The following is a 19,304-nucleotide window of genomic DNA, read 5'->3' as shown; positions in this document are numbered from 1 at the left end:
CTCTTTCTTTGGCTTTTTTGTTTTTGAATAAAAGAAATATTGTCATCATACGGTAGGTATTCAGGAGGATGACATCATGTTGCGAAGATTGATTCATGGTGCAGAACCGGATTATGTTGGTCCAATCTGTGTTCTGTAGAAAATTTGGTATAGTCACGTCAAAGACATCATGCATTACTTTAGACGGCGAGGCTATGAAGGAGGACGGAGAAGTGGGCACATTCCAACCAGAAGAGACCCATGAGTCACGATCATCCAGTAAGTCTTTCGCGTTGCGGTGGAAGCATGAGAACATGCGTCAAATGGCATTGATCGCGATTTTCTCAATTGCGCTTACAATCATGATCTTGTTAGTCGTTTACGGTCAGGCCGGGAAACAAATTTCACTGGTTATTGATGGCAAAGCTCAGGTGGTAGAGACTCGTACAGGAATGCTTCAGGAAATGCTGGAGGAGCAGTCGATCACAGTCAGCCCTCACGATAAGGTATCCATGTCCATGAACGGGGCGATTACAGATGGAGACCGAATCGTTATTGAGCGGGCCGTTCCAGTCAACATTACGGCAGACGGAGACACCAAGACTCTGTATACAACGGATTCATCGGTAGAAGATGCAATTCAAAAATCAGGTATTCAAGTTGAGAGTAATGATAAAGTGTATCCGGCGCTTGGAACTGCCATCAAAGCGGATATGAAGATCCGTGTAGTGCGCGTAACAAAGCGTACAGTGGAGGTAGAGCAGCCAATCGCTTACAAAGTCATTAAAACGGCTGACCCTAGCTTGTACAAAGGGGATAACCGTGTCGTTGTAAACGGCAAAGAAGGCACACTTGTACAGCATATCGAAAAGGTATTTCAGGATGGAGAATTGGTCTCCAAAAAAATGGTCGGCAAATCTGTCGCGAATAATCGTGTAGATAAAGTGATCGCTGTCGGCACCAAAGCAAAACCGGTCGTGAAAGAACCTGTGATTCAGACCGTATCGGCTCAAACTTCAACAACCAAAAAGGCTACAACAACGAACTCGAAGAAAACATCTGCCTCGGGCAGCAAAGTCATTACCGTATCCGGGACTTCTTTTAAATACTCAAAAGTACTTAAAAATGTATCCATGACTGCCTACTCTTCCGAAGAGCCTGGCATTGGAACTAAAACAGCTTCCGGTACTCGTGTAACGGAAGGGCGCACCATTGCGGTTGATCCCAAAGTCATTCCAATTGGCTGGTGGGTATATATCGAAGGTCTGGGATTCCGTCGTGCGGAAGATACAGGCGGTGCCATTAAAGGCAACAAAATTGATGTATATTATGACAGTGTGAAGCATGCCCTGAATTTTGGACGTAAGAAAGGCAAGACGGTCTACGTGATCGGTCCGGTGAAGCCGGAAGCGAACTAAAATCGTTTTACTTTGAAATGGGAATGCTATAAAATAGTTGCATGAATGATTCATGCGGAATATGCGGCGGAGGAGTCTGAATTCAGTCTCCCCCGCCGTTTGGCAGAGAAGAGGATATTCCTCTTCTTTTTGCGTTAGAAAGGAAGAAATGGAACATGATAAAAGAAGTCATTGTGGTGGAAGGCCGTGACGATACGGTAGCCATCCGTCGGGCCGTTGAAGCCGATACAATTGAAACAGGTGGCTCAGCAATCAACCAACGCATTCTGAAGCGGATTGCGCTTGCTCAGGAGAGACGGGGAGTCATTGTACTGACAGATCCGGATCATGCTGGCGAACGCATTCGTAAAATTATTGCGAACAAGGTGCCTGGCTGCAAACATGCCTTCATTCCGGAAGCCGATGCAACGCGCAAAGGGGACATTGGGGTGGAGAATGCCTCACCGGAGGCGATCCGTCATGCTCTGGCGCGCGTACATACTTCATACGAAGGTGCTCCGAGCCTGATTGATTGGGAGGACCTGATCGCGGCAGGACTTATCGTGCATCCGCAGGCTGCTGCACGTCGCATGGAGATGGGCAATCTGCTGGGCATCGGTTATTGTAACGGGAAGCAGTTCCACAAACGTCTCAGTGTATTTCAGATTACACGGGAAGAGTTCTCTACAGCATTAGCGCAAATTGAACGTGAAGGATTGTGAGCATATGAAGGACATGGAAGAGACGATAGAAATTGCAACGCCCAAGCGAACGAAAGAGATTATTCAAAGACACGGATTCTCATTCAAGAAAAGTCTGGGTCAGAACTTTCTGATCGATCAAAATATATTGAACAAAATCGTTAATGCAGCCGATTTGGACGAGTCCAAGGGCGCGTTAGAGATCGGGCCGGGTGTTGGAGCCCTTACGGAGCGACTGGCTCGGGTAGCCGGTCCTGTCACAGCCGTAGAGATTGATCAGCGCTTAATCCCAATCCTGGGAGAAGTGATGCAGCCTTATTCAAATGTACGTGTTCATCATGGGGATGTGCTGAAGCTTGATCTGGCTGAATTGTTTAATACGGATTTTGCATCCGTGGACAAAGTCAGTGTTGTGGCTAACCTGCCTTATTATGTAACGACTCCAATCATGATGAAACTGTTGGAAGAGAAGCTGCCGGTAGACAGTATTGTTGTCATGATCCAAAAAGAAGTGGCTGAACGCATGGCGGCTGCACCAGGATCAAAAGACTACGGCAGTCTGAGCATCGCAGTTCAGTACTACAGTATGCCGGAGCTTGTGTGCATTGTGCCTCCTACAGTCTTCATTCCGCAACCTAATGTGGAATCAGCTGTCATTAAGCTGAAAGTGCGTGAGCAACCGCCAGTGGAGATTCCGGATGAAGCACACTACTTCGAAGTGGTACAGGCTTCTTTTGCCCAGCGGAGAAAAACAATCTCAAACAACTTGAAGGCACGCTTCTTCACGAAGGAGAACCGGGAACAGGCAGACATTCTGCTGGAGCAGGCAGGTATTCAACCGTCCCGACGTGGAGAGACGTTGAGTCTGCAGGAGTATGCTACACTCAGCACCGTAATGTGGGAAGCAGGGGTACGTGCAGCGCTGTAAAATTTGAATGAACCAAACCGGGTCTTTGCCCATACGATGGGGTAGAGGTGATTACGTTGATGAATATCGGAGACTTGGTCGTTCGGAAGTCATACGGCGGCGATGTGACTTTTCGGGTGGAAGGCCTCCAGTTGGATGCTGCGGTCATTAAAGGGACTGAGTTCCGGCTGATTGCCGATTCCCCGGTGGACGATTTGATACAGGTTCCCTACGAACCACAAAGCGCCAAGACCAGACAGGCGCATATTAAAGCACATCAGACCCTGTCCCGTCTGCAGCAGAATCGTATGGAACAGGCTGAGCGGAATCGGGAAGGTCTGGTACAGGATTGGTCTGCTCAGCAGGAACCGGCTTATTTTGAAATGCCTGGAAAGGTGCTTCATCTGGATGGAGATCCGAACTATTTGAAAAAAAGTATGGATCTCTATGAGCAACTTCGTGTGCCCGCAGAGGGACAATATGTCCATGAATCGGCAATGGCAGATACCTTATATCGTTTATTACCCAAAGTACGTCCGGATATCGTAGTTATTACGGGTCATGATGGGGTGTTAAAGACACGTCAGCCCTATGACTTATATAGTCTTGGTAGCTACAAGAACTCGCAAAATTTTGTGTCGGCCATTCAGGTGGCCAGACAATATGAACGCCATCTGGACGCACTCACTATTGTGGCAGGGGCCTGTCAGTCCCATTTTGAGGCACTACTGCGCGCTGGAGCGAACTTTGCCAGTTCCCCAGGCAGAATTCTCATTCATGCACTTGATCCGGTCTATGTGGCAGCCAAGGCCTCCTTCACCTCTGTGCGGGATACGGTCAACATGAGTGATGTTCTGCACAATACCATCAGTGGTAGCCAGGGTGTGGGTGGTGTCGAGACACGGGGCAGTTACCGGGTAGGTCTGCCGGGGCTGAATGATTTATCCACGCTAAAAGTGAACCCGTCGGCAGTCTGATGTAGGCCATTTAAAGTCCCAATTTGGGGCTTTTTTTGTTTGCAAAAAAATTCATTGACAACAACTTTTTGATGCTGATATAATAATTAGTTTTGATTTGACAATGACTGTAAAATCCGGTATAATGGACAAGAAAAGAGGTGGTCGTCGACAATGGCTAAAAACACGCTGTTGGATATCAAACGCAATCTCGATGCACATATTGGTCAGAAAATTATGCTGCGGGCTAATGGTGGCCGCCGTAAGACCATTGAGCGTACGGGTGTATTGGAAGAAACGTACCCTTCTGTTTTTATTGTTAAGCTTGATGAGGAACAAGAAACCTTCAAGCGAGTATCTTATAGTTATGCGGATATACTTACGGAATCGGTGGAAGTCATGGTTTTTGACCCGGGCAGCCAGACGCATAGCTCCTATATGGAGACGTAAGTATCGATTTACAGGCGATTCGCCCCACAAGGCGGATCGCTTTTTTATATTTTCTTTTTCTATAAAATCACCCGTCCATCTTCTAAACTAACCCATACATACTCAGGAATGAGCGAGGAACGGTCGCGGCATACTATATGGACAGGTGAAGGGACAGTTTCTTGAGCAATGCAGGAAACTGAATTTGGCCTGATGGCAAGATGTCCAAAACGTGAACGAACTCATCACATTATGAAGGATACATTGGAGGAGGATGGTTCATGAGTCGCAGAAGAAGAAGTGTCATGTCAGAGGATCTGAAGAATGAGCTTGCGAAAGACCTGGGCTTCTATGATACGGTCCAACAGGAAGGTTGGGGTGGAATCAAAGCCAAGGATGCAGGAAACATGGTGAAAAGAGCCATTCAACTTGCTGAGCAGGCTGCCCGCAAATCTTAATCCGGTTCAAGCAGACTGAAAAGCGGGGAAATCCGTCAGGAACAACCCCGCTTTTTCCCCTTAGATGCGGAATAGAAATGACTTGACAGCCCCATTTTGATATAATATGTTAAGTTGTCTTAGGGAAAAGGTGAGGACGGGTGAACGCCTTGAAAATTTACGAAAAAGCGCCTGCTAAAATTAATTTGATGCTGGACGTTTTACATAAAAGAAGCGATGGATTCCATGAAGTTGAAATGATCATGACCATGGTCGATCTGGCTGATCGACTGGAAATGTCGGAGCTGCCGCGAGATACTATTTTCATCTCCAGTCAGGCGGGTTATATTCCGCTGGACGAGAAGAATCTGGCTTTCCAGGCAGCCAGACTCATTAAGGAGCGCTATAACGTGCGTACGGGCGTCCATATTCATCTGGATAAAAAGATTCCAGTTGCAGCCGGACTTGCCGGGGGCAGCAGTGATGCAGCAGCAGCGCTGCGTGGATTGAACCGTCTGTGGCGGTTGAATATACCGGATCACGAACTGCAGGAGCTTGGAGCTGAACTTGGTTCTGATGTTCCATTTTGTATCACAGGAGGGACTGCACTTGCTACAGGCCGTGGTGAGAAGTTAACTCCCATTCCTAATCCGCCGCAATGCTGGGTGATTCTGGCCAAGCCTCCGATTAATGTGTCTACAGCCGATGTGTACGGACGTTTCCGCAGTGACAAGATTGTTCGTCATCCCAGTGCGGCTAAAATGGAGCAGGCTATTCGCAACCAATCATTTACGGAAGTCTGTAACCAGATGGGCAATGTGCTTGAAGATGTAACGTTGAAGCTGTATCCGGAAGTTCAGCATCTTAAGGATGCCATGATTCGATTGGGTGCAGACGGCGTGTTAATGTCCGGTAGTGGCCCAACGGTATTTGGGCTGGTTTCCAAAGAATCAAAGGTTGCCCGGATATACAATGGTCTGCGTGGTTTCTGTAAAGAAGTGTACGCTGTACGTATGTTGACGTAAAAGTTCGCTTTTATAATGTACAAACACGTATAAAGGTGGTATATTTTTAAATAATTATTCGGATTTGGATGTTTCCGTGATCGTGAGGATGGATCTCTGTGAAGAAGTTAAAACGAAGCGCAAGGCTGGTTGAAATGACGCAATACTTATTGTCCAGACCGCATACGGTTATTCCGTTGACCACATTTGCCGAACGTTATGGAGCCGCAAAGTCTTCAATTAGTGAAGATTTGGCGATTATCAAGGAAGTGTTCGAAGAAGGTGGGTCAGGAGAACTGCATACACTGGCTGGAGCAGCCGGGGGAGTAAGATGGATTCCGAAGGTATCCCGAGAACTGGCACTGGCATTTGCGGAGCGGCTCTCGACCCAGCTCGCGCAACCTGATCGGATCTTGCCTGGAGAATACCTGTACATGTCCGACTTGCTTGGTCAGCCCGCATTGATGAATGAAGCCGGCAAGATTTTTGCAACGGCCTTTGGCAATATGAATATTGATGTGGTTATGACGGTAGAAACCAAAGGAATTCCACTGGCTTATGCGACCGGAGCCCAGCTCAACCTGCCTGTTGTGCTCGTACGCAGGGACCATCAGGCTACAGAAGGATCGGCCGTAAGTATCAATTATGTATCCGGGTCCCATAAAAGTCTGCATACCATGTCCCTCTCTCGTAGGGCGATGCGTGAGCATTCCAGAGTACTTATTGTGGATGACTTCATGAAGGCCGGGGGTACGGTGCAAGGAATGATCGATCTTTTGGCCGAGTTTAATGCTACAGTTGCCGGGGTAGGGGTACTGGTGGAATCTGGTTCTGTAGATTCAGAAGAACGCCTGCTAACAGATTATGTATCTCTGGCGAAATTGACAGCGGTCGATGCCAAGAGCAGACAGATTTCCGTCAAGCCTGGCAACTATTTTGACCTGTAGAAAGATGACGAATGTTATGTCGTTAAAAGGTCTTTTCCATCGACCTGGCATGAACGTTGTCGAATTGTGTATTAAATAAAAAAATTCCTGAAATTAGGAAATTTTTGTGGTTATAAAAAGAAGGAGTTCGTATATGCTGTGTGGAATTATACACCAAGTTCTGATGGAAAAAGGTGGTGAACACACACATGCAAATTACGGATGTCAGACTCCGCCGTGTTAACTCGGAGGGGAGAATGAAGGCTATCGCATCCATTACCATCGATAACGAATTCGTCGTTCATGACATTCGTGTCATTGATGGTAACAACGGAATGTTTGTTGCTATGCCGAGCAAGCGTACTCCTGATGGAGAGTTCCGTGATATCGCCCACCCGATCTCTTCCGGTACGCGTGAGAAGATTCAGGCAGCAGTTTTGACTGAATACGATCGTGCGGCAACTGAGGAAGAAGTCATTGAAGAAGGTGCCTGAGAACATTATTGGGGTTCGAAGGAAAAGAGAGCCATGTCTTATGGCTCTCTTTTCTTTTTGACCGGAATAAGATATATTCAGTATTGAGTTTATTAGCAGAGAACAAAAAGCGCATCGTGCGCTTGGTGGCAGGGCGGCATCTTAGGAATCATTGGGATTCGGTTAAGCTCGCAGGTACACGGCGTATACATATAGGTCACGATTCGTAGGTGTCCGCGTTGTTACGTGTGATTACAGAGACAGCAGGCGATGAACAGGACCGGCTTGAAGCCGGCTGAACGATACTCATTGGATATAGATCAGCAGTGCATTTCAATGGGATTTTCAGAACAGGAGGTCGTTAATTTTGAAACGAATGGCAATCGTTCTTGCCGCAGGGCAAGGAAAACGAATGAAATCAAAATTGTACAAAGTACTGCATCCCGTATGTGGTAAACCTATGGTTGGACATGTGCTGGATGCAGCACTCAGCGCAGGCGTTGAACGCAGTGTGGTTGTAGTCGGTCATGGTGCCGAAGCGGTGCAGTCATTTTTGGGTTCCAGAGCGGAGTATGCACTTCAGGCGGAACAAATGGGTACAGGTCATGCAGTGAAGCAGGTTAAATCCTTGCTTGGCGGAGAGACAGGTTCTACAATTGTGGTCTGTGGAGATACACCGCTTGTGACCAGTGAGACGTTGGAAGGTCTGATGAAGCTCCATGAGAGTAGCGGAGCAGCAGCGACAGTTCTTACGGCTCAGTTGGACAATCCCAAAGGTTATGGCCGCGTTATTCGCGGAGAAGATGGATCTGTACAACGGATTGTGGAACAGAAGGATTGCACGGAGCAGGAAGATGCTGTGAATGAGATTAACACGGGCACATACTGTTTCGATAATGCAAAATTGTTCGCAGCCCTGGAAAAAGTGACGAACCAGAACGCTCAGGGAGAGTATTATCTCACAGACGTAGTTGGCATTTTCCGCAATGATGGAGAAGTGGTTGAAGCTTACATGTCGGATGACATCGCAGAATCCATCGGGGTTAACGACCGACTTGCACTTTCGCAAGCCGAAGCCTTCATGCGTGAACGTCTTGCCGTACGCCATATGTTGAACGGTGTGACAATCATTGATCCGTCATCGACATATATCGGAGCGGATGTTACGATTGGATCAGATACAGTTTTGTATCCGGGGACAATCCTCAAAGGCACAACTTCCATCGGTGAAGCGTGTCATATTGGTCCTCAGGCAGATGTGGAAGACAGCGTTATTCAGGACGGAGTTACAATTAAACATTCGGTAGTATCCAATGCCGAGGTTGGTTCTGATGCAACGGTTGGTCCATATGCTAATTTGCGTCCAGGTACTAAACTGGGCCGCAACGTAAAAATTGGTGACTTTGTTGAAGTGAAAAATGCTACAATTGATGAAGGTTCCAAAGTATCTCATCTCAGCTATATTGGAGATGCCAAAGTAGGGAAAAACGTAAATGTTGGATGCGGGGCAATAACTGTCAATTATGATGGTTATAATAAAGCTGTGACAACGATTGAAGATGATGCTTTTGTAGGCAGCAACGTCAATCTGATTGCACCGATTACGGTAGGAAAAGGCGCTTATGTGGTTGCTGGCTCCACCGTTACCCATTCCGTTCCCGAGAATGATCTGGCCATTGCTCGTCCACGTCAGGAGAATAAACCTGGTTATGCGGAGAAGATTCGCGGACGTGCCAAAGCCAAGAAACAAAATGCCAAACCCCAATAAGGGGTTTTGATAACAAGATTGCCTCCCGAAGATCGGGGAGGTGCCGACATGTCGCAGACGCTTATTGATTCCAATGAACCAGCACGGAGGGTTTTTATTTTATGACTTATTTTGATTCGAAATTAAAAATATTTACTTGCAATTCTAACCCCAAGCTTGCCCATCAAATTGCTGATTATATCGGGATCCCTATGGGTGAATCTCATACAACCAGCTTTAGTGATGGCGAGATTCAAGTGAAACTCTCCGAGAGTGTTCGGGGTTGTCACGTTTACATCGTGCAGTCCACTTGCTTGCCGGTTAATGATAACCTGATGGAAATGCTCGTTATGATTGATGCACTCAAACGGGCATCTGCCAAGACGATTAACGTCGTTATTCCTTACTATGGCTATGCAAGACAGGATCGCAAGGCACGTTCGCGTGACCCGATTACAGCGAAACTGGTTGCTAACCTTATTGAAAAAGCGGGTGCAACCCGTGTCATCGCGATGGACTTGCATGCAATGCAGATCCAGGGATTCTTCGACATTCCGGTCGACCATTTGCTTGGCGTACCAATTCTGGCTCAATATTTCCGGTCGAAACAGATCGAAAATCCGGTTGTTGTGTCGCCTGACCACGGTGGCGTAGTGCGCGCACGTAAACTGGCTGATTTCCTGAATGCACCCCTGGCGATTATCGATAAACGTCGTCCTGAGCCAAATGTGAGCGAAGTGATGAACATTATCGGTAACATCGAGGGTAAAACAGCCATCCTGATCGATGACATTATTGACACGGCGGGAACGATTGTACTGGGAGCGAATGCTCTGATGGAAGGCGGCGTAAAAGAAGTATACGCGTGCTGTACTCACCCGGTATTGTCCGGACCTGCGATGGAACGTTTGGAGAATGCACCATTGAAGGAAGTTATCGTAACGGATACCATTCCAATTACGCATGCTAATCCGACAAGCAAACTCAAAGTGTTGTCTGTAGCGCCTTTGCTCGGAGAAGCGATTATCCGGGTTCATGAGGAATTGTCAATCAGCAAGCTGTTTGAAATTGAATAAGGATGTCTGCATAAAGTAGTAGAGGGGTTACGTTTTCCGGTTCAATGGAAAATGTAACCCCTGTCGGCGTGCCGTTTTATTAAAAGTGAAACAGACGCTGGTTAGTCCATATAATTTGAACTACTAATTTACACAGATCGAAGAGGGCAGAAAAGATCTGAAGAAGTGAAGCGTTCGCCTTTATCACCGGATTTTCCCTTTGAAAAGCGAATCAAAAAAATCTGGGGATAACAGCGATCGGAAGATGTTTCTGCACGCGCAGTGATCCAGTGTAAAATGGTTCGTTCATCTTATATGGTTAATACCCGGGGCGGGAGATAAATCGGAAACGACGCCGATGAAAAAGCGTGTCGGCAATTTCGACGAATTGATTATCGAAACGTGTGATTAGACCAATCTCAATATGGGTGTCGCGGTCGTATACCTGTACAGGTACGTGATATTCGAGATGATAGATAAAATCGCTATGTTGAGTCAGTTGTCCATTGTCTTCGCGCAAAACCCGCTCACCTTCCTGGGTCGATAAAATATGAACTGTAAATACTACAGTAAATCGATCTTTACTTTCCTGATATTATATGAAATATAACATTCGAAGTCTATGCCTCACCTCAGTCTAATCCGAAGGAGGGAACAAGATGAAGTGGATTGTCGGACTTGGAAATCCAGGCTCGAACTATGCCAAAACCCGTCATAATATCGGTTTTATGGCACTGGATCGGTTGGCTGATCGTCATAATATCTCCATTACACAGAATAAATGTAAAGCGCTGATTGGAGAAGGCAATATTGGCGGTGTGAAAACCGTATTGATCAAACCAATGACCTATATGAACTTGTCTGGTGAATCGGTTCGAGCATATATGGATTTTTATAAAGTTAGTCTTGAAGATCTGATTGTTGTGTACGACGACATGGATACAGAGATTGGCAAAGTCAGATTGCGTTACCAAGGTAGTGCAGGCGGACATAATGGAATCAAGTCCATTATTCAGCATACCGGTACACAGCAGTTTAACCGGGTGCGCATGGGAATATCCCGGCCTGAACCAGGACATGCCATTGTTGATTATGTACTGTCGACATTCATGAAGAAAGAAAAGGAAGCCCTTGATCAGACCATTGAGCAAACGTGTGATGCCCTGGAGCATAGCTTGACTCATACGTTTGAACAAACAATGGCGAAGTTTAACGGTTAATTTTGTAAAACATACTGGTAAAATGATCATACAAGACGGGTTCGATTCAGCCATACTGGACATACTGGATGTATAAACCATGTTCAGGAGGCATAAACATGTCAGTGAATTACGTATGTAGGCATTGCCGTACCTTTATTGGACGAATCGATTCTGCCCGGATAACGGAAGTAGAGCTTGGCTTTCATTTCTTGACCCCCGACGAGCGGAGGGATATAATAGCGTATAATTCCGGTGGTGACATTACCGTTCGGATTACATGTGATTACTGTAAGGAAGCCCTGGAGCACAATCCGGAGCTTAGCCTGCTCGCGAGTCCGCTTCAGTAGACATCGCCCGTACAGGATCGAATGACAGTTGAGGGCGGTTGCGTAATAACGCTCCACCTTTTATAGCCTTGGCAGCCTGCTGAGGCTTCTTTTCAGTTGGCATGAAAGCCATCGCTAGCTCGAAATTAGGCTCAGCCGCATCAACAGATGTGGCAATGTTGCGAGTAATCCGATATGATGAAACAGGACAAAAAGGAATTTGTATCCATTTTAATAGTGATGCTACGCGTATGCGTGAGATAATCAAGTAAGTTATAAGAGAGGTGCCCCTTTTGTTACAAGCACTTATACAGGCTTTTTCCAAAGATCCGGACTTCGGGTCCATTACAGCCGGAATCAAGTCCGGCATGAAGGAACAATTGGTTTCGGGTCTATCCGGCTCGGCGCGTCAGATTATGCTGGCTGCTCTGCATCAGGAAATGAACCGACCATTGCTCGTAGTAACGCACAATATGTTTTCAGCTCAAAAAATTGCAGAAGATTTACAGGAAGCGCTTTCACCTGATCAGGTGTTGATCTATCCTGCCAACGAACTTGTCGCTGCTGAAGCTGCTGTTTCCAGCCCGGAAACATTGGGTCAGCGTATTGATGTGTTGGTCCGCTGCGCCCAGGGATTCAGGGGCGTTGTTGTTATTCCATTTTCCGGGGTAAGACGTTATGTTCCACTTCCGGAAGTGATGGCCAATGCTCGAATTTTGATTAAACAGGGCAACACACTTCAACTGGACTCCTTCCTGCTGGAGATGGTAAAACTCGGATATGAGCGTGTGGAGCGCGTAGAATCTCGTGGTGAGATGAGTGTACGCGGAGGTATCATCGATTTCTATCCGGTTACTTCATCGATCGCATATCGAGTGGAGTTATTTGATGACGAAATCGATTCCATTCGGACATTTGACCCGGCCGATCAGCGTTCAATTGAACGGATTGAAGAGATTACGGTTTTGCCATGCAAGGAATTAATTGCAGATCGTGAACGTATGGAAAAGGCTGCCGATGCGGCTGCTATTTTGCTGGAGCAACAGCTGGAGAAAATGACGGATCGACAGGCGAAGCTGCGTCTTCGTGAAGAAATTCACCGGGAGATCGAGCTTTTGCGGGAGCACGTGTATTTCTCTGAAATGTATAAATATATTTCTCCGCTCTATCCGGAGAACAAAACGATTTACGACTATATGCCAGAAGATACCCTGCTGGTTCTTGATGAACCTGCGAGACTATCGGAGACATCGAAACAGCTTGACCGTGATGAATCGGAGTGGAACCTGCATCTGATGCAAAACGGAAAAACACTTCCGGACCTTCCATTATCCGCAGACGGTGATGAACTATTGTATGAGCGTCCATTCCAGACGCTGTTTATGTCAATCTTTTTGCGTCAGGTTCCACATACCCAACCACAAAACATTCTGAACTTCATCAGTCGTGGCATGCAGGATTTCCATGGACAGATGAACGTATTGAAGGCAGAGATGGAGCGCTGGCAGAAGGCCGGAGTTCAAGTGCTCATGCTGGCAAACGGTGAGGAGAGACTCGAGCGGATGCGCCGGGTACTGATGGACTATGATATTCCAGAGCCAGAGATGATGATCGGTAACTTGCAAACGGGATTTGAAATGCCGTCCATTCATTTGGCTGTCGTGACCGAGGGCGAGATGTTCTCGCAAAAACAGCGTAAAGTACGCAAACCAATTCGGAATGTAGACAATGCTGAACGGATCAAATCCTATAGTGAGCTAAAAGTGGGCGATTATGTCGTTCACCAGAACCACGGGATTGGTAAGTACCTTGGTATCGGCACCCTCGAGGTTGGTGGTATTCATAAGGACTACATGCATATTCTCTATGCGGGTGGAGACAAACTGTCTGTACCGATTGAGCAGATCGATCTGATTCAGAAATATGTTGGTTCCGAAGAGAAAGAACCGAAAATATACAAGCTGGGCGGAAATGAGTGGACACGGGTTAAAAATAAAGTCCGCACATCCGTACAGGATATTGCTGATGATCTGATCAAGCTGTATGCCGAGCGTCAGACCTCCAAAGGATTTGGATTCGACAAGGATTCTGCAGAGCAGCAGGAGTTTGAGGACATGTTCCCTTACGATGAGACACGTGATCAGGTGCGTGCGATCGAAGAAATCAAAAAGGACATGGAACAAAACCGTCCAATGGACCGTTTATTGTGTGGGGATGTTGGTTACGGCAAAACCGAGGTGGCTATTCGGGCTGCATTTAAAGCAGCTATTGAAGGCAAACAGGTGGCTGTACTCGTGCCAACAACCATTTTGGCACAGCAGCATTTTGAGACGTTCCGTGAGCGCTTCTCCGGTTATCCGTTCAACATTCATGTGCTTAGCCGGTTCCGCTCCCGTAAAGAGCAGAATGAAACAGCCAAAGGCATCAAGGCAGGCACAGTGGATATTGTCATCGGGACGCATCGATTGCTGTCGCAGGATCTGGTGTTCAAGGACCTGGGACTGCTCATTGTTGATGAAGAACAGCGCTTCGGTGTAACCCATAAGGAAAAACTGAAGAAGCTGAAAACCAATGTGGACGTGCTGACACTGACGGCAACGCCGATTCCACGTACGCTTCATATGTCCATGCTGGGTGTGCGTGATCTGTCCGTTATCGAGACTCCACCAGAGAATCGTTTTCCGGTGCAGACCTATGTGGTTGAACACAGCCAAGCGCTTGTTCGTGAAGCGATTGAGCGTGAGCTTGCCCGTGGTGGGCAAGTGTATTACCTCTACAACCGTGTTCAGGGAATTCAGGAGATGGCTGCCGAAATTTCTGAACTTGTGCCTGAAGCCAAAGTTGGTGTGGGACATGGTCAGATGTCGGAAACAGAGTTGGAGAAAACGATTCTGGACTTCCTGGATGGTGAATATGACGTGCTTGTGAGCACAAGTATCATCGAGACCGGGGTAGATATTCCGAACGTAAATACACTGATCGTACATGATGCGGATAAAATGGGACTGTCCCAGCTGTATCAGCTGCGCGGACGTGTGGGTCGTTCCAACCGTATTGCGTATGCCTATTTTACGTACCAACGGGATAAAGTGCTTACTGAAGTTGCTGAGAAACGTCTGCAATCAATTAAAGAATTCACTGAACTGGGTTCAGGATTCAAAATTGCCATGCGTGACTTGTCGATTCGTGGTGCGGGAAACCTGCTAGGAGCGGAGCAACATGGTTTCATCGCTTCCGTTGGGTTTGATCTGTATTCCCAGATGCTCGCAGAGGAGATCAACAAACGCAAAGTTACGATGCTTGGCGAAGAGCCGGTACCTTCAGACCAGTGGAACACAACCCTGGATCTCAGTATCGATGCCTACTTGCCGTCCGATTATATCTATGACAGTATTCAGAAGATTGAGATCTACAAAAAAGTGGCGGTTATTGCATCCTTCGACGATGCGATGGAGTTGGAAGACGAATTGGTTGACCGATTCGGTGATCTTCCGGAAGCCGTCATTAACTTGCTGGCTGTTGCGCGGATGAAAGTATACGGCAAAATCTACGGTATTGAGTCCATTTCCCAACGTGGTGAGGACATTACCGTGAAGTTTTATGAAGGGCGTGAACATGCCTTTGAACTCTCGAAAATCGCGCACATTGGAAATCAGTTCGAAAGACGTGTACAATTTGAACAAGGACCCCATATGCTGATTCACGCTAAAGGCAAGGGGCTTGGGGATAAGCAACTGATGGAGCTGGTAGAGAAAATTCTGGAGTCCATGAAAACTGCTTTTAAATCAAAGGGGGAACTAAAGGATGTTACCAAAGTATAAAAAAGTAGGAAAAGTACTGTCTGTGAGCATGGTCGCAGTACTATCCTTATCACTGCTTGCTGCATGTGGCAAGAAGGAAGAAGCAAAAACACCGGAATCGACGGATACAAGTGCTGTAGTCGCTACGTATGATGGTGGTACTATTACAGCCAATGAATTCGACATGGAGCAACGTGTCATGAAATTCCTCTATCCGGAGTATGCACAAATGATGGATATGGACGATTTCAAAGAGTATCTGGTGAAACAGGAAGTTGCTTATGAATATCTGAGTGGCAAAGCAAGCGAAGATGCCAAAACAGCCGGTACCAAAGCGGCAACTGAGCAATTCGATAAAATGAAAGCTTCTGTTCAGGCAGATCAATGGACAGAAATGCTCAAAGCTCAGAACCTGACAGACGATAACATTAAAGACTACATGACTCGGATCATGACAGTAATCAAAGACAAAGAAACAGGCGTTACGGACGATGCAATTAAGGCTGAGTTTGAGAAAAACAAAGATCAGTTCACAACGGCTTCCGTTCGTCACGTGCTGATTAACTTCACAGATCCAAAAACGCAAAAAGAGCGTAAAAAAGAAGATGCACTTAAAATTGCAAAAGAAGTAAAAACCAAGTTGGATGGCGGCGCTGATTTTGCTGAAATTGCAAAAAAATATTCAGAAGATCCAGGTTCTGCTGAAAAGGGTGGACTGTATGAAAATACACCTGTAGGCAGCTGGGTAGAGGCATTTAAGGAAGCTGCAAAAACGTTGCCGCTGAACAAAATCAGTGATCCAGTAGAGACAGAGTACGGTTACCACGTCATGAAAGTGGAAGCTCGTACTGAAGCGGACTTCACCAAATTGACGGCTGAGCAAAAAGAAAGCCTGAAGAGCCAATTGGCAGCTGCTGAGATCGATACGTTCATGCAAAATGAGTTGGACAAAATCGTAAAAGAAGTGAAGTTGCCAAAAACAGAAAAAGCTGAAGAAGGCACAACTGAAGGTACGACTGAAGGAACAACGGGTACAGGAACTGAAGGAGAGAAAACAACCGAACCAAAAACGGATGACTCCACAGGTACGGATACCAAGACTGACCAAGGTACGACTGGAACAGACAAAGATGCAACTACAGATGAAGGTACAAGCAGCAAGTAAGCTGGCAAAATTGCTGTGTTAGCATACGTTCAGGGTTAAATTCGCCCGAATGAATGCCTTGTACTACGTAAATATGGACAACCATACAGAGAAGCAAGGGGAGGACTTAGGACCTCCTTCTTGCTTCTTCTTGTATATATTCAAGCCGTATGGGTACATGGTCGCCTTCTTCGAAAGTTACACAACTATATTCTCCGAAGCATGTATAAGGAAATGGGAACAGATGAATACTATGGTCAAGATATCACACTAAACGTTCTGGGACTTTCCTCTACCCATTAAGGAACAGTAGTTGAAAAATCTTCTCGAGAAAGTGGGGCAACATGTGAAATGAAAGCTACTGGTATTGTCCGCCGTATAGATGACCTTGGTCGTGTGGTCATTCCAAAAGAAATCCGCCGTACGTTACGTATTCGTGAAGGTGATCCACTGGAAATTTTCGTGGATCGTGATGGAGAAGTTATCCTTAAAAAATATTCGCCAATTGGCGAACTTGGTGATTTTGCCAAAGAATATGCAGAATCCCTGTATGAGAGTACAGGACATGTAACGATGATTTCTGACCGGGATACCATTATCACGGTGGCAGGTGGTTCGAAAAAAGAGTATTTGGACAAGCAGGTAGGTCAACTGTTAGAGGGATGTATGGAAAACAGGAAGACCATTCTGGAAACAAACAACGGTTCTTATGAGCTTAGCAAAGATCATGACGAGACGTTATCCTCTTTTGTTATTGCGCCGATTATTTCAGGTGGTGACCCCATCGGAACGGTTATCCTGTTCAATAAGGATGAATCGGTGAAGATGTCTCAGATGGAAGTGAAGATGTCCGAGACAGCTGCTGGTTTCCTTGGCAAGCAAATGGAACAATAGACCGCAGATCAACTCCTGGTGCCCTGTCTTGGGCATACGGGAGTTTTTGCATTTTAAGGGGCAACGAAGTTAATCCGGATGATTGTGATGGGGAGGGTTAGTCTGTGTGCCTTCAGGCAGTTATAATAGCAAGGTATGCTTAAAAGGATTACGCGGGAGGGACTTATGAAACAGCCGTCTACAGGCTCAAGGCTGCTACAGGGTGCATTTATACTTGGGCTTGCTGCCATTATCTCTAAAATCATTGGTGCTTTTCAGAAGATTCCGCTGCAGAATCTGGGGGGAGACGGTGTATTTGGCATCTACAATACGGTATATCCGTTATATATGCTCATTATTACACTTGCTGCTGCAGGACTGCCTCTGGCCGTATCCAAATTCGTAGCAGAGCAGAATGCACTTGGAAGACCAGACGAGAGCAGAAGAATTATTCGACTATCTTCCTTACTGCTCGGGGGAATTGGAATTATAATGGCGCTCTTGATGTATGCAGGTGCGCCACTGATCGCTGACATGATTGGCAACCGCCATGTGGTTCCATCGATTCGTGCAGCTTCATGGGCGTTATTGTTCGTCCCGGTGATGACAGGGCTGCGTGGATATTTTCAGGGATTACAACAGATGGTTCCAACAGCGGTATCACAAGTGGTGGAGCAGACGATACGTGTCACCGTCATGATTGTTCTGCTTCTGTGGTTGATGAGACGGGACGCATCGCTTGAGACTATTGCTGCTGGTGCCATGATGGGATCCGTTGCCGGCGGAATGGTTGGGCTGCTTACCATGTTAGGGTACATGGCTCGTCATCGGCGGAAAGGCAAGGAAGTGCGAACTGGGCAACTGGTTTCGGAATGGAGCAGTAACGGCGGAGAGGTTGGATCAAATCGATTAAGATCCAATGGGGAATGGATCAGGACGCTGCTCATGTATGCCATTCCCGTCTGTCTCGGGTCACTCGCCGTGCCGTTGATGAATCTGGTGGATACCTTCACCGTACCCCGGTTGCTACGGGGAGAAGGGCTGGATGAGCTTCAGTCGATGGTTTCCTTCGGCATCTACAACCGTGGATTGCCGCTGGTTCAACTGGTGACGATGCTGGCCACGTCACTATCTGTGCTGTTTATTCCGGCGATGGCGGAAGCCCGGTTAAAGGGCGGGCCAGAAGCCGTCCGGCAGCAAGCAGGCCTCGCGCTGCGCTGGTTCTGGTTGATCGGCCTGGCGGCATCCGCGGGTCTCGCGGTGCTGGCGGAGCCGATTAACCGCATGCTGTACGGAGATGCCGCAGGCACCGAAGCACTGCGGTACATGGCGCTGACGGCTGCGGGCAGCACCGTCAGCATTATTGCGGCGGCGCTGCTGCAAGGCCTCGGCGCCGTGCGCGCACCCGCGTTCAGCATGCTGGCCGCCGCAGGCGTCAAGGCGCTGCTGAACGTCATGCTTGTGCCGGCGCTGGGCATCAGCGGCGCGGCCCTGGCAGGCGCAGTCGCCTACATGCTGGCGGCTGGCCTGAATGTGGCGCTGCTGGCGCGACTTGTCGCCCTGCGCCCTGCCCCTGGCGCCGTCCTGGCGAAGCCGGCGCTGGTGATCGCCGCCATGAGTCTGGCGGCGGTAGGCACGGCCTTGGCCGCCGAAGCGGTACTCGGCGGCATGGGTATCGCGGCCGACCGCCGGCTGGCCGCGATGGGCGTGAGCCTGCTGGGCATTGCCGCAGGCTCGGCCGTGTTCTTGCTGGTGGCGGCCCGGACAGGGCTACTGACCGCCGCGGAGCTGGCGGCTGTGCCCAAGTTGGGGCCTCACCTTGCCAAGCTGCTGCGCAGACTCCGTGTGCTGCGCTAGCTTCATGCTCACGGTGCTTCTGCATCATGCACCACGAATATGCAATTATAGGATATCGAATGATTCTGGTATAATACGTGTAATTAGTCCT

At 47.6% G+C, this 19,304-nt stretch carries 18 protein-coding genes; 17 read left to right on the top strand and 1 reads right to left on the bottom strand.

Annotated elements, in window-relative coordinates:
* The first annotated feature begins 212 nt into the window (after positions 1–212).
* The 11 genes from MKX68_RS10890 (at position 213) to MKX68_RS10840 (ending at position 10,032) form a co-directional block, all read left to right on the top strand.
* The gene (locus MKX68_RS10890) at positions 213–1,397 is read left to right on the top strand and encodes a ubiquitin-like domain-containing protein (protein WP_338589713.1); all 1,185 of its coding nucleotides are present in this window, start codon (positions 213–215) and stop codon (positions 1,395–1,397) included.
* A 155-nt stretch (positions 1,398–1,552) separates the two neighbouring features.
* Entirely contained in the window at positions 1,553–2,098 is a 546-nt protein-coding gene (gene rnmV / locus MKX68_RS10885; protein ID WP_017691379.1) for a ribonuclease M5, read from the top strand.
* Between the two features lie 4 nt (positions 2,099–2,102).
* The gene (rsmA, locus tag MKX68_RS10880; RefSeq protein WP_340911424.1) at positions 2,103–3,005 is read left to right on the top strand and encodes a 16S rRNA (adenine(1518)-N(6)/adenine(1519)-N(6))-dimethyltransferase RsmA; all 903 of its coding nucleotides are present in this window, start codon (positions 2,103–2,105) and stop codon (positions 3,003–3,005) included.
* Between the two features lie 59 nt (positions 3,006–3,064).
* On the top strand, positions 3,065–3,961 hold the full coding sequence (yabG, locus tag MKX68_RS10875) for a sporulation peptidase YabG (protein ID WP_017691377.1): 897 nt from the start codon (positions 3,065–3,067) through the stop codon (positions 3,959–3,961).
* Between the two features lie 153 nt (positions 3,962–4,114).
* On the top strand, positions 4,115–4,390 hold the full coding sequence (veg, locus tag MKX68_RS10870) for a biofilm formation stimulator Veg (RefSeq protein ID WP_053778931.1): 276 nt from the start codon (positions 4,115–4,117) through the stop codon (positions 4,388–4,390).
* 260 nt (positions 4,391–4,650) lie between these two features.
* Positions 4,651–4,827 carry a small, acid-soluble spore protein, alpha/beta type gene (locus MKX68_RS10865; RefSeq protein WP_017691375.1) on the top strand — a complete coding sequence of 59 codons (177 nt, stop codon included), beginning with the start codon at positions 4,651–4,653 and terminating at the stop codon, positions 4,825–4,827.
* A gap of 149 nt (positions 4,828–4,976) precedes the next feature.
* Entirely contained in the window at positions 4,977–5,831 is an 855-nt protein-coding gene (gene ispE / locus MKX68_RS10860; RefSeq protein WP_036606140.1) for a 4-(cytidine 5'-diphospho)-2-C-methyl-D-erythritol kinase, read from the top strand.
* A 98-nt stretch (positions 5,832–5,929) separates the two neighbouring features.
* Positions 5,930–6,757 carry a pur operon repressor gene (gene purR / locus MKX68_RS10855; RefSeq protein ID WP_017691373.1) on the top strand — a complete coding sequence of 276 codons (828 nt, stop codon included), beginning with the start codon at positions 5,930–5,932 and terminating at the stop codon, positions 6,755–6,757.
* Between the two features lie 188 nt (positions 6,758–6,945).
* The gene (gene spoVG / locus MKX68_RS10850) at positions 6,946–7,230 is read left to right on the top strand and encodes a septation regulator SpoVG (RefSeq protein WP_017691372.1); all 285 of its coding nucleotides are present in this window, start codon (positions 6,946–6,948) and stop codon (positions 7,228–7,230) included.
* Positions 7,231–7,585: 355 nt separating this feature from the next.
* Positions 7,586–8,977 carry a bifunctional UDP-N-acetylglucosamine diphosphorylase/glucosamine-1-phosphate N-acetyltransferase GlmU gene (gene glmU, locus MKX68_RS10845; RefSeq protein WP_445671114.1) on the top strand — a complete coding sequence of 464 codons (1,392 nt, stop codon included), beginning with the start codon at positions 7,586–7,588 and terminating at the stop codon, positions 8,975–8,977.
* 101 nt (positions 8,978–9,078) lie between these two features.
* Positions 9,079–10,032: a ribose-phosphate diphosphokinase gene (locus MKX68_RS10840; RefSeq protein ID WP_017691370.1), complete on the top strand. Its 954-nt coding sequence runs from the start codon at positions 9,079–9,081 to the stop codon at positions 10,030–10,032.
* Positions 10,033–10,330: 298 nt separating this feature from the next.
* Here MKX68_RS10840 and MKX68_RS10835 read toward each other — a convergent pair whose 3' ends face one another.
* Positions 10,331–10,531: a hypothetical protein gene (locus tag MKX68_RS10835; protein ID WP_024633712.1), complete on the bottom strand. Its 201-nt coding sequence runs from the start codon at positions 10,529–10,531 to the stop codon at positions 10,331–10,333.
* A gap of 139 nt (positions 10,532–10,670) precedes the next feature.
* Here MKX68_RS10835 and pth point away from each other — a divergent pair, with 139 nt between their 5' ends.
* The 6 genes from pth to MKX68_RS10805 all read left to right on the top strand — a co-directional run bounded on the left by pth (position 10,671) and on the right by MKX68_RS10805 (position 19,213).
* Positions 10,671–11,231, top strand: a complete 561-nt coding sequence (gene pth, locus MKX68_RS10830) for an aminoacyl-tRNA hydrolase (RefSeq protein ID WP_036606126.1) — start codon at positions 10,671–10,673, stop codon at positions 11,229–11,231.
* A 98-nt stretch (positions 11,232–11,329) separates the two neighbouring features.
* Positions 11,330–11,560 (top strand): anti-sigma-F factor Fin family protein, encoded by a 231-nt coding sequence (locus MKX68_RS10825; protein WP_017691368.1) that lies wholly within the window; start codon positions 11,330–11,332, stop codon positions 11,558–11,560.
* 272 nt (positions 11,561–11,832) lie between these two features.
* Positions 11,833–15,360 (top strand): transcription-repair coupling factor, encoded by a 3,528-nt coding sequence (gene mfd, locus MKX68_RS10820; protein ID WP_338589727.1) that lies wholly within the window; start codon positions 11,833–11,835, stop codon positions 15,358–15,360.
* Positions 15,344–16,504, top strand: a complete 1,161-nt coding sequence (locus MKX68_RS10815) for a peptidylprolyl isomerase (protein ID WP_340911417.1) — start codon at positions 15,344–15,346, stop codon at positions 16,502–16,504. Before mfd ends, MKX68_RS10815 begins: the two co-directional genes overlap by 17 nt.
* 330 nt (positions 16,505–16,834) lie before the next feature.
* Positions 16,835–17,377 carry a stage V sporulation protein T gene (gene spoVT / locus MKX68_RS10810; protein ID WP_036606123.1) on the top strand — a complete coding sequence of 181 codons (543 nt, stop codon included), beginning with the start codon at positions 16,835–16,837 and terminating at the stop codon, positions 17,375–17,377.
* 165 nt (positions 17,378–17,542) lie between these two features.
* Positions 17,543–19,213 (top strand): putative polysaccharide biosynthesis protein, encoded by a 1,671-nt coding sequence (locus MKX68_RS10805; protein ID WP_340911414.1) that lies wholly within the window; start codon positions 17,543–17,545, stop codon positions 19,211–19,213.
* The last annotated feature ends 91 nt before the right edge of the window (positions 19,214–19,304 follow it).

Source organism: Paenibacillus sp. FSL M8-0212, assembly GCF_038004645.1.
Classification (GTDB): domain Bacteria; phylum Bacillota; class Bacilli; order Paenibacillales; family Paenibacillaceae; genus Paenibacillus.
The sequence above is the reverse complement of the archived record's forward strand: the minus strand, read 5'-3'. Positions and strand labels throughout refer to the sequence as shown.

Excerpts from the sequence above, each read along its gene's own strand:
- rnmV (WP_017691379.1), top strand. The coding sequence starts at position 1,553 with ATGATAAAAGAAGTCATTGTGGTGGAAGGCCGTGACGATACGGTAGCC.
- rsmA (WP_340911424.1), top strand. The coding sequence starts at position 2,103 with ATGAAGGACATGGAAGAGACGATAGAAATTGCAACGCCCAAGCGAACG.
- yabG (WP_017691377.1), top strand. The coding sequence starts at position 3,065 with ATGAATATCGGAGACTTGGTCGTTCGGAAGTCATACGGCGGCGATGTG.
- veg (WP_053778931.1), top strand. The coding sequence starts at position 4,115 with ATGGCTAAAAACACGCTGTTGGATATCAAACGCAATCTCGATGCACAT.
- MKX68_RS10865 (WP_017691375.1), top strand. The coding sequence starts at position 4,651 with ATGAGTCGCAGAAGAAGAAGTGTCATGTCAGAGGATCTGAAGAATGAG.
- spoVG (WP_017691372.1), top strand. The coding sequence starts at position 6,946 with ATGCAAATTACGGATGTCAGACTCCGCCGTGTTAACTCGGAGGGGAGA.
- glmU (WP_445671114.1), top strand. The coding sequence starts at position 7,586 with ATGGCAATCGTTCTTGCCGCAGGGCAAGGAAAACGAATGAAATCAAAA.
- MKX68_RS10840 (WP_017691370.1), top strand. The coding sequence starts at position 9,079 with ATGACTTATTTTGATTCGAAATTAAAAATATTTACTTGCAATTCTAAC.
- pth (WP_036606126.1), top strand. The coding sequence starts at position 10,671 with ATGAAGTGGATTGTCGGACTTGGAAATCCAGGCTCGAACTATGCCAAA.
- MKX68_RS10825 (WP_017691368.1), top strand. The coding sequence starts at position 11,330 with ATGTCAGTGAATTACGTATGTAGGCATTGCCGTACCTTTATTGGACGA.
- MKX68_RS10815 (WP_340911417.1), top strand. The coding sequence starts at position 15,344 with ATGTTACCAAAGTATAAAAAAGTAGGAAAAGTACTGTCTGTGAGCATG.
- spoVT (WP_036606123.1), top strand. The coding sequence starts at position 16,835 with ATGAAAGCTACTGGTATTGTCCGCCGTATAGATGACCTTGGTCGTGTG.
- MKX68_RS10805 (WP_340911414.1), top strand. The coding sequence starts at position 17,543 with ATGAAACAGCCGTCTACAGGCTCAAGGCTGCTACAGGGTGCATTTATA.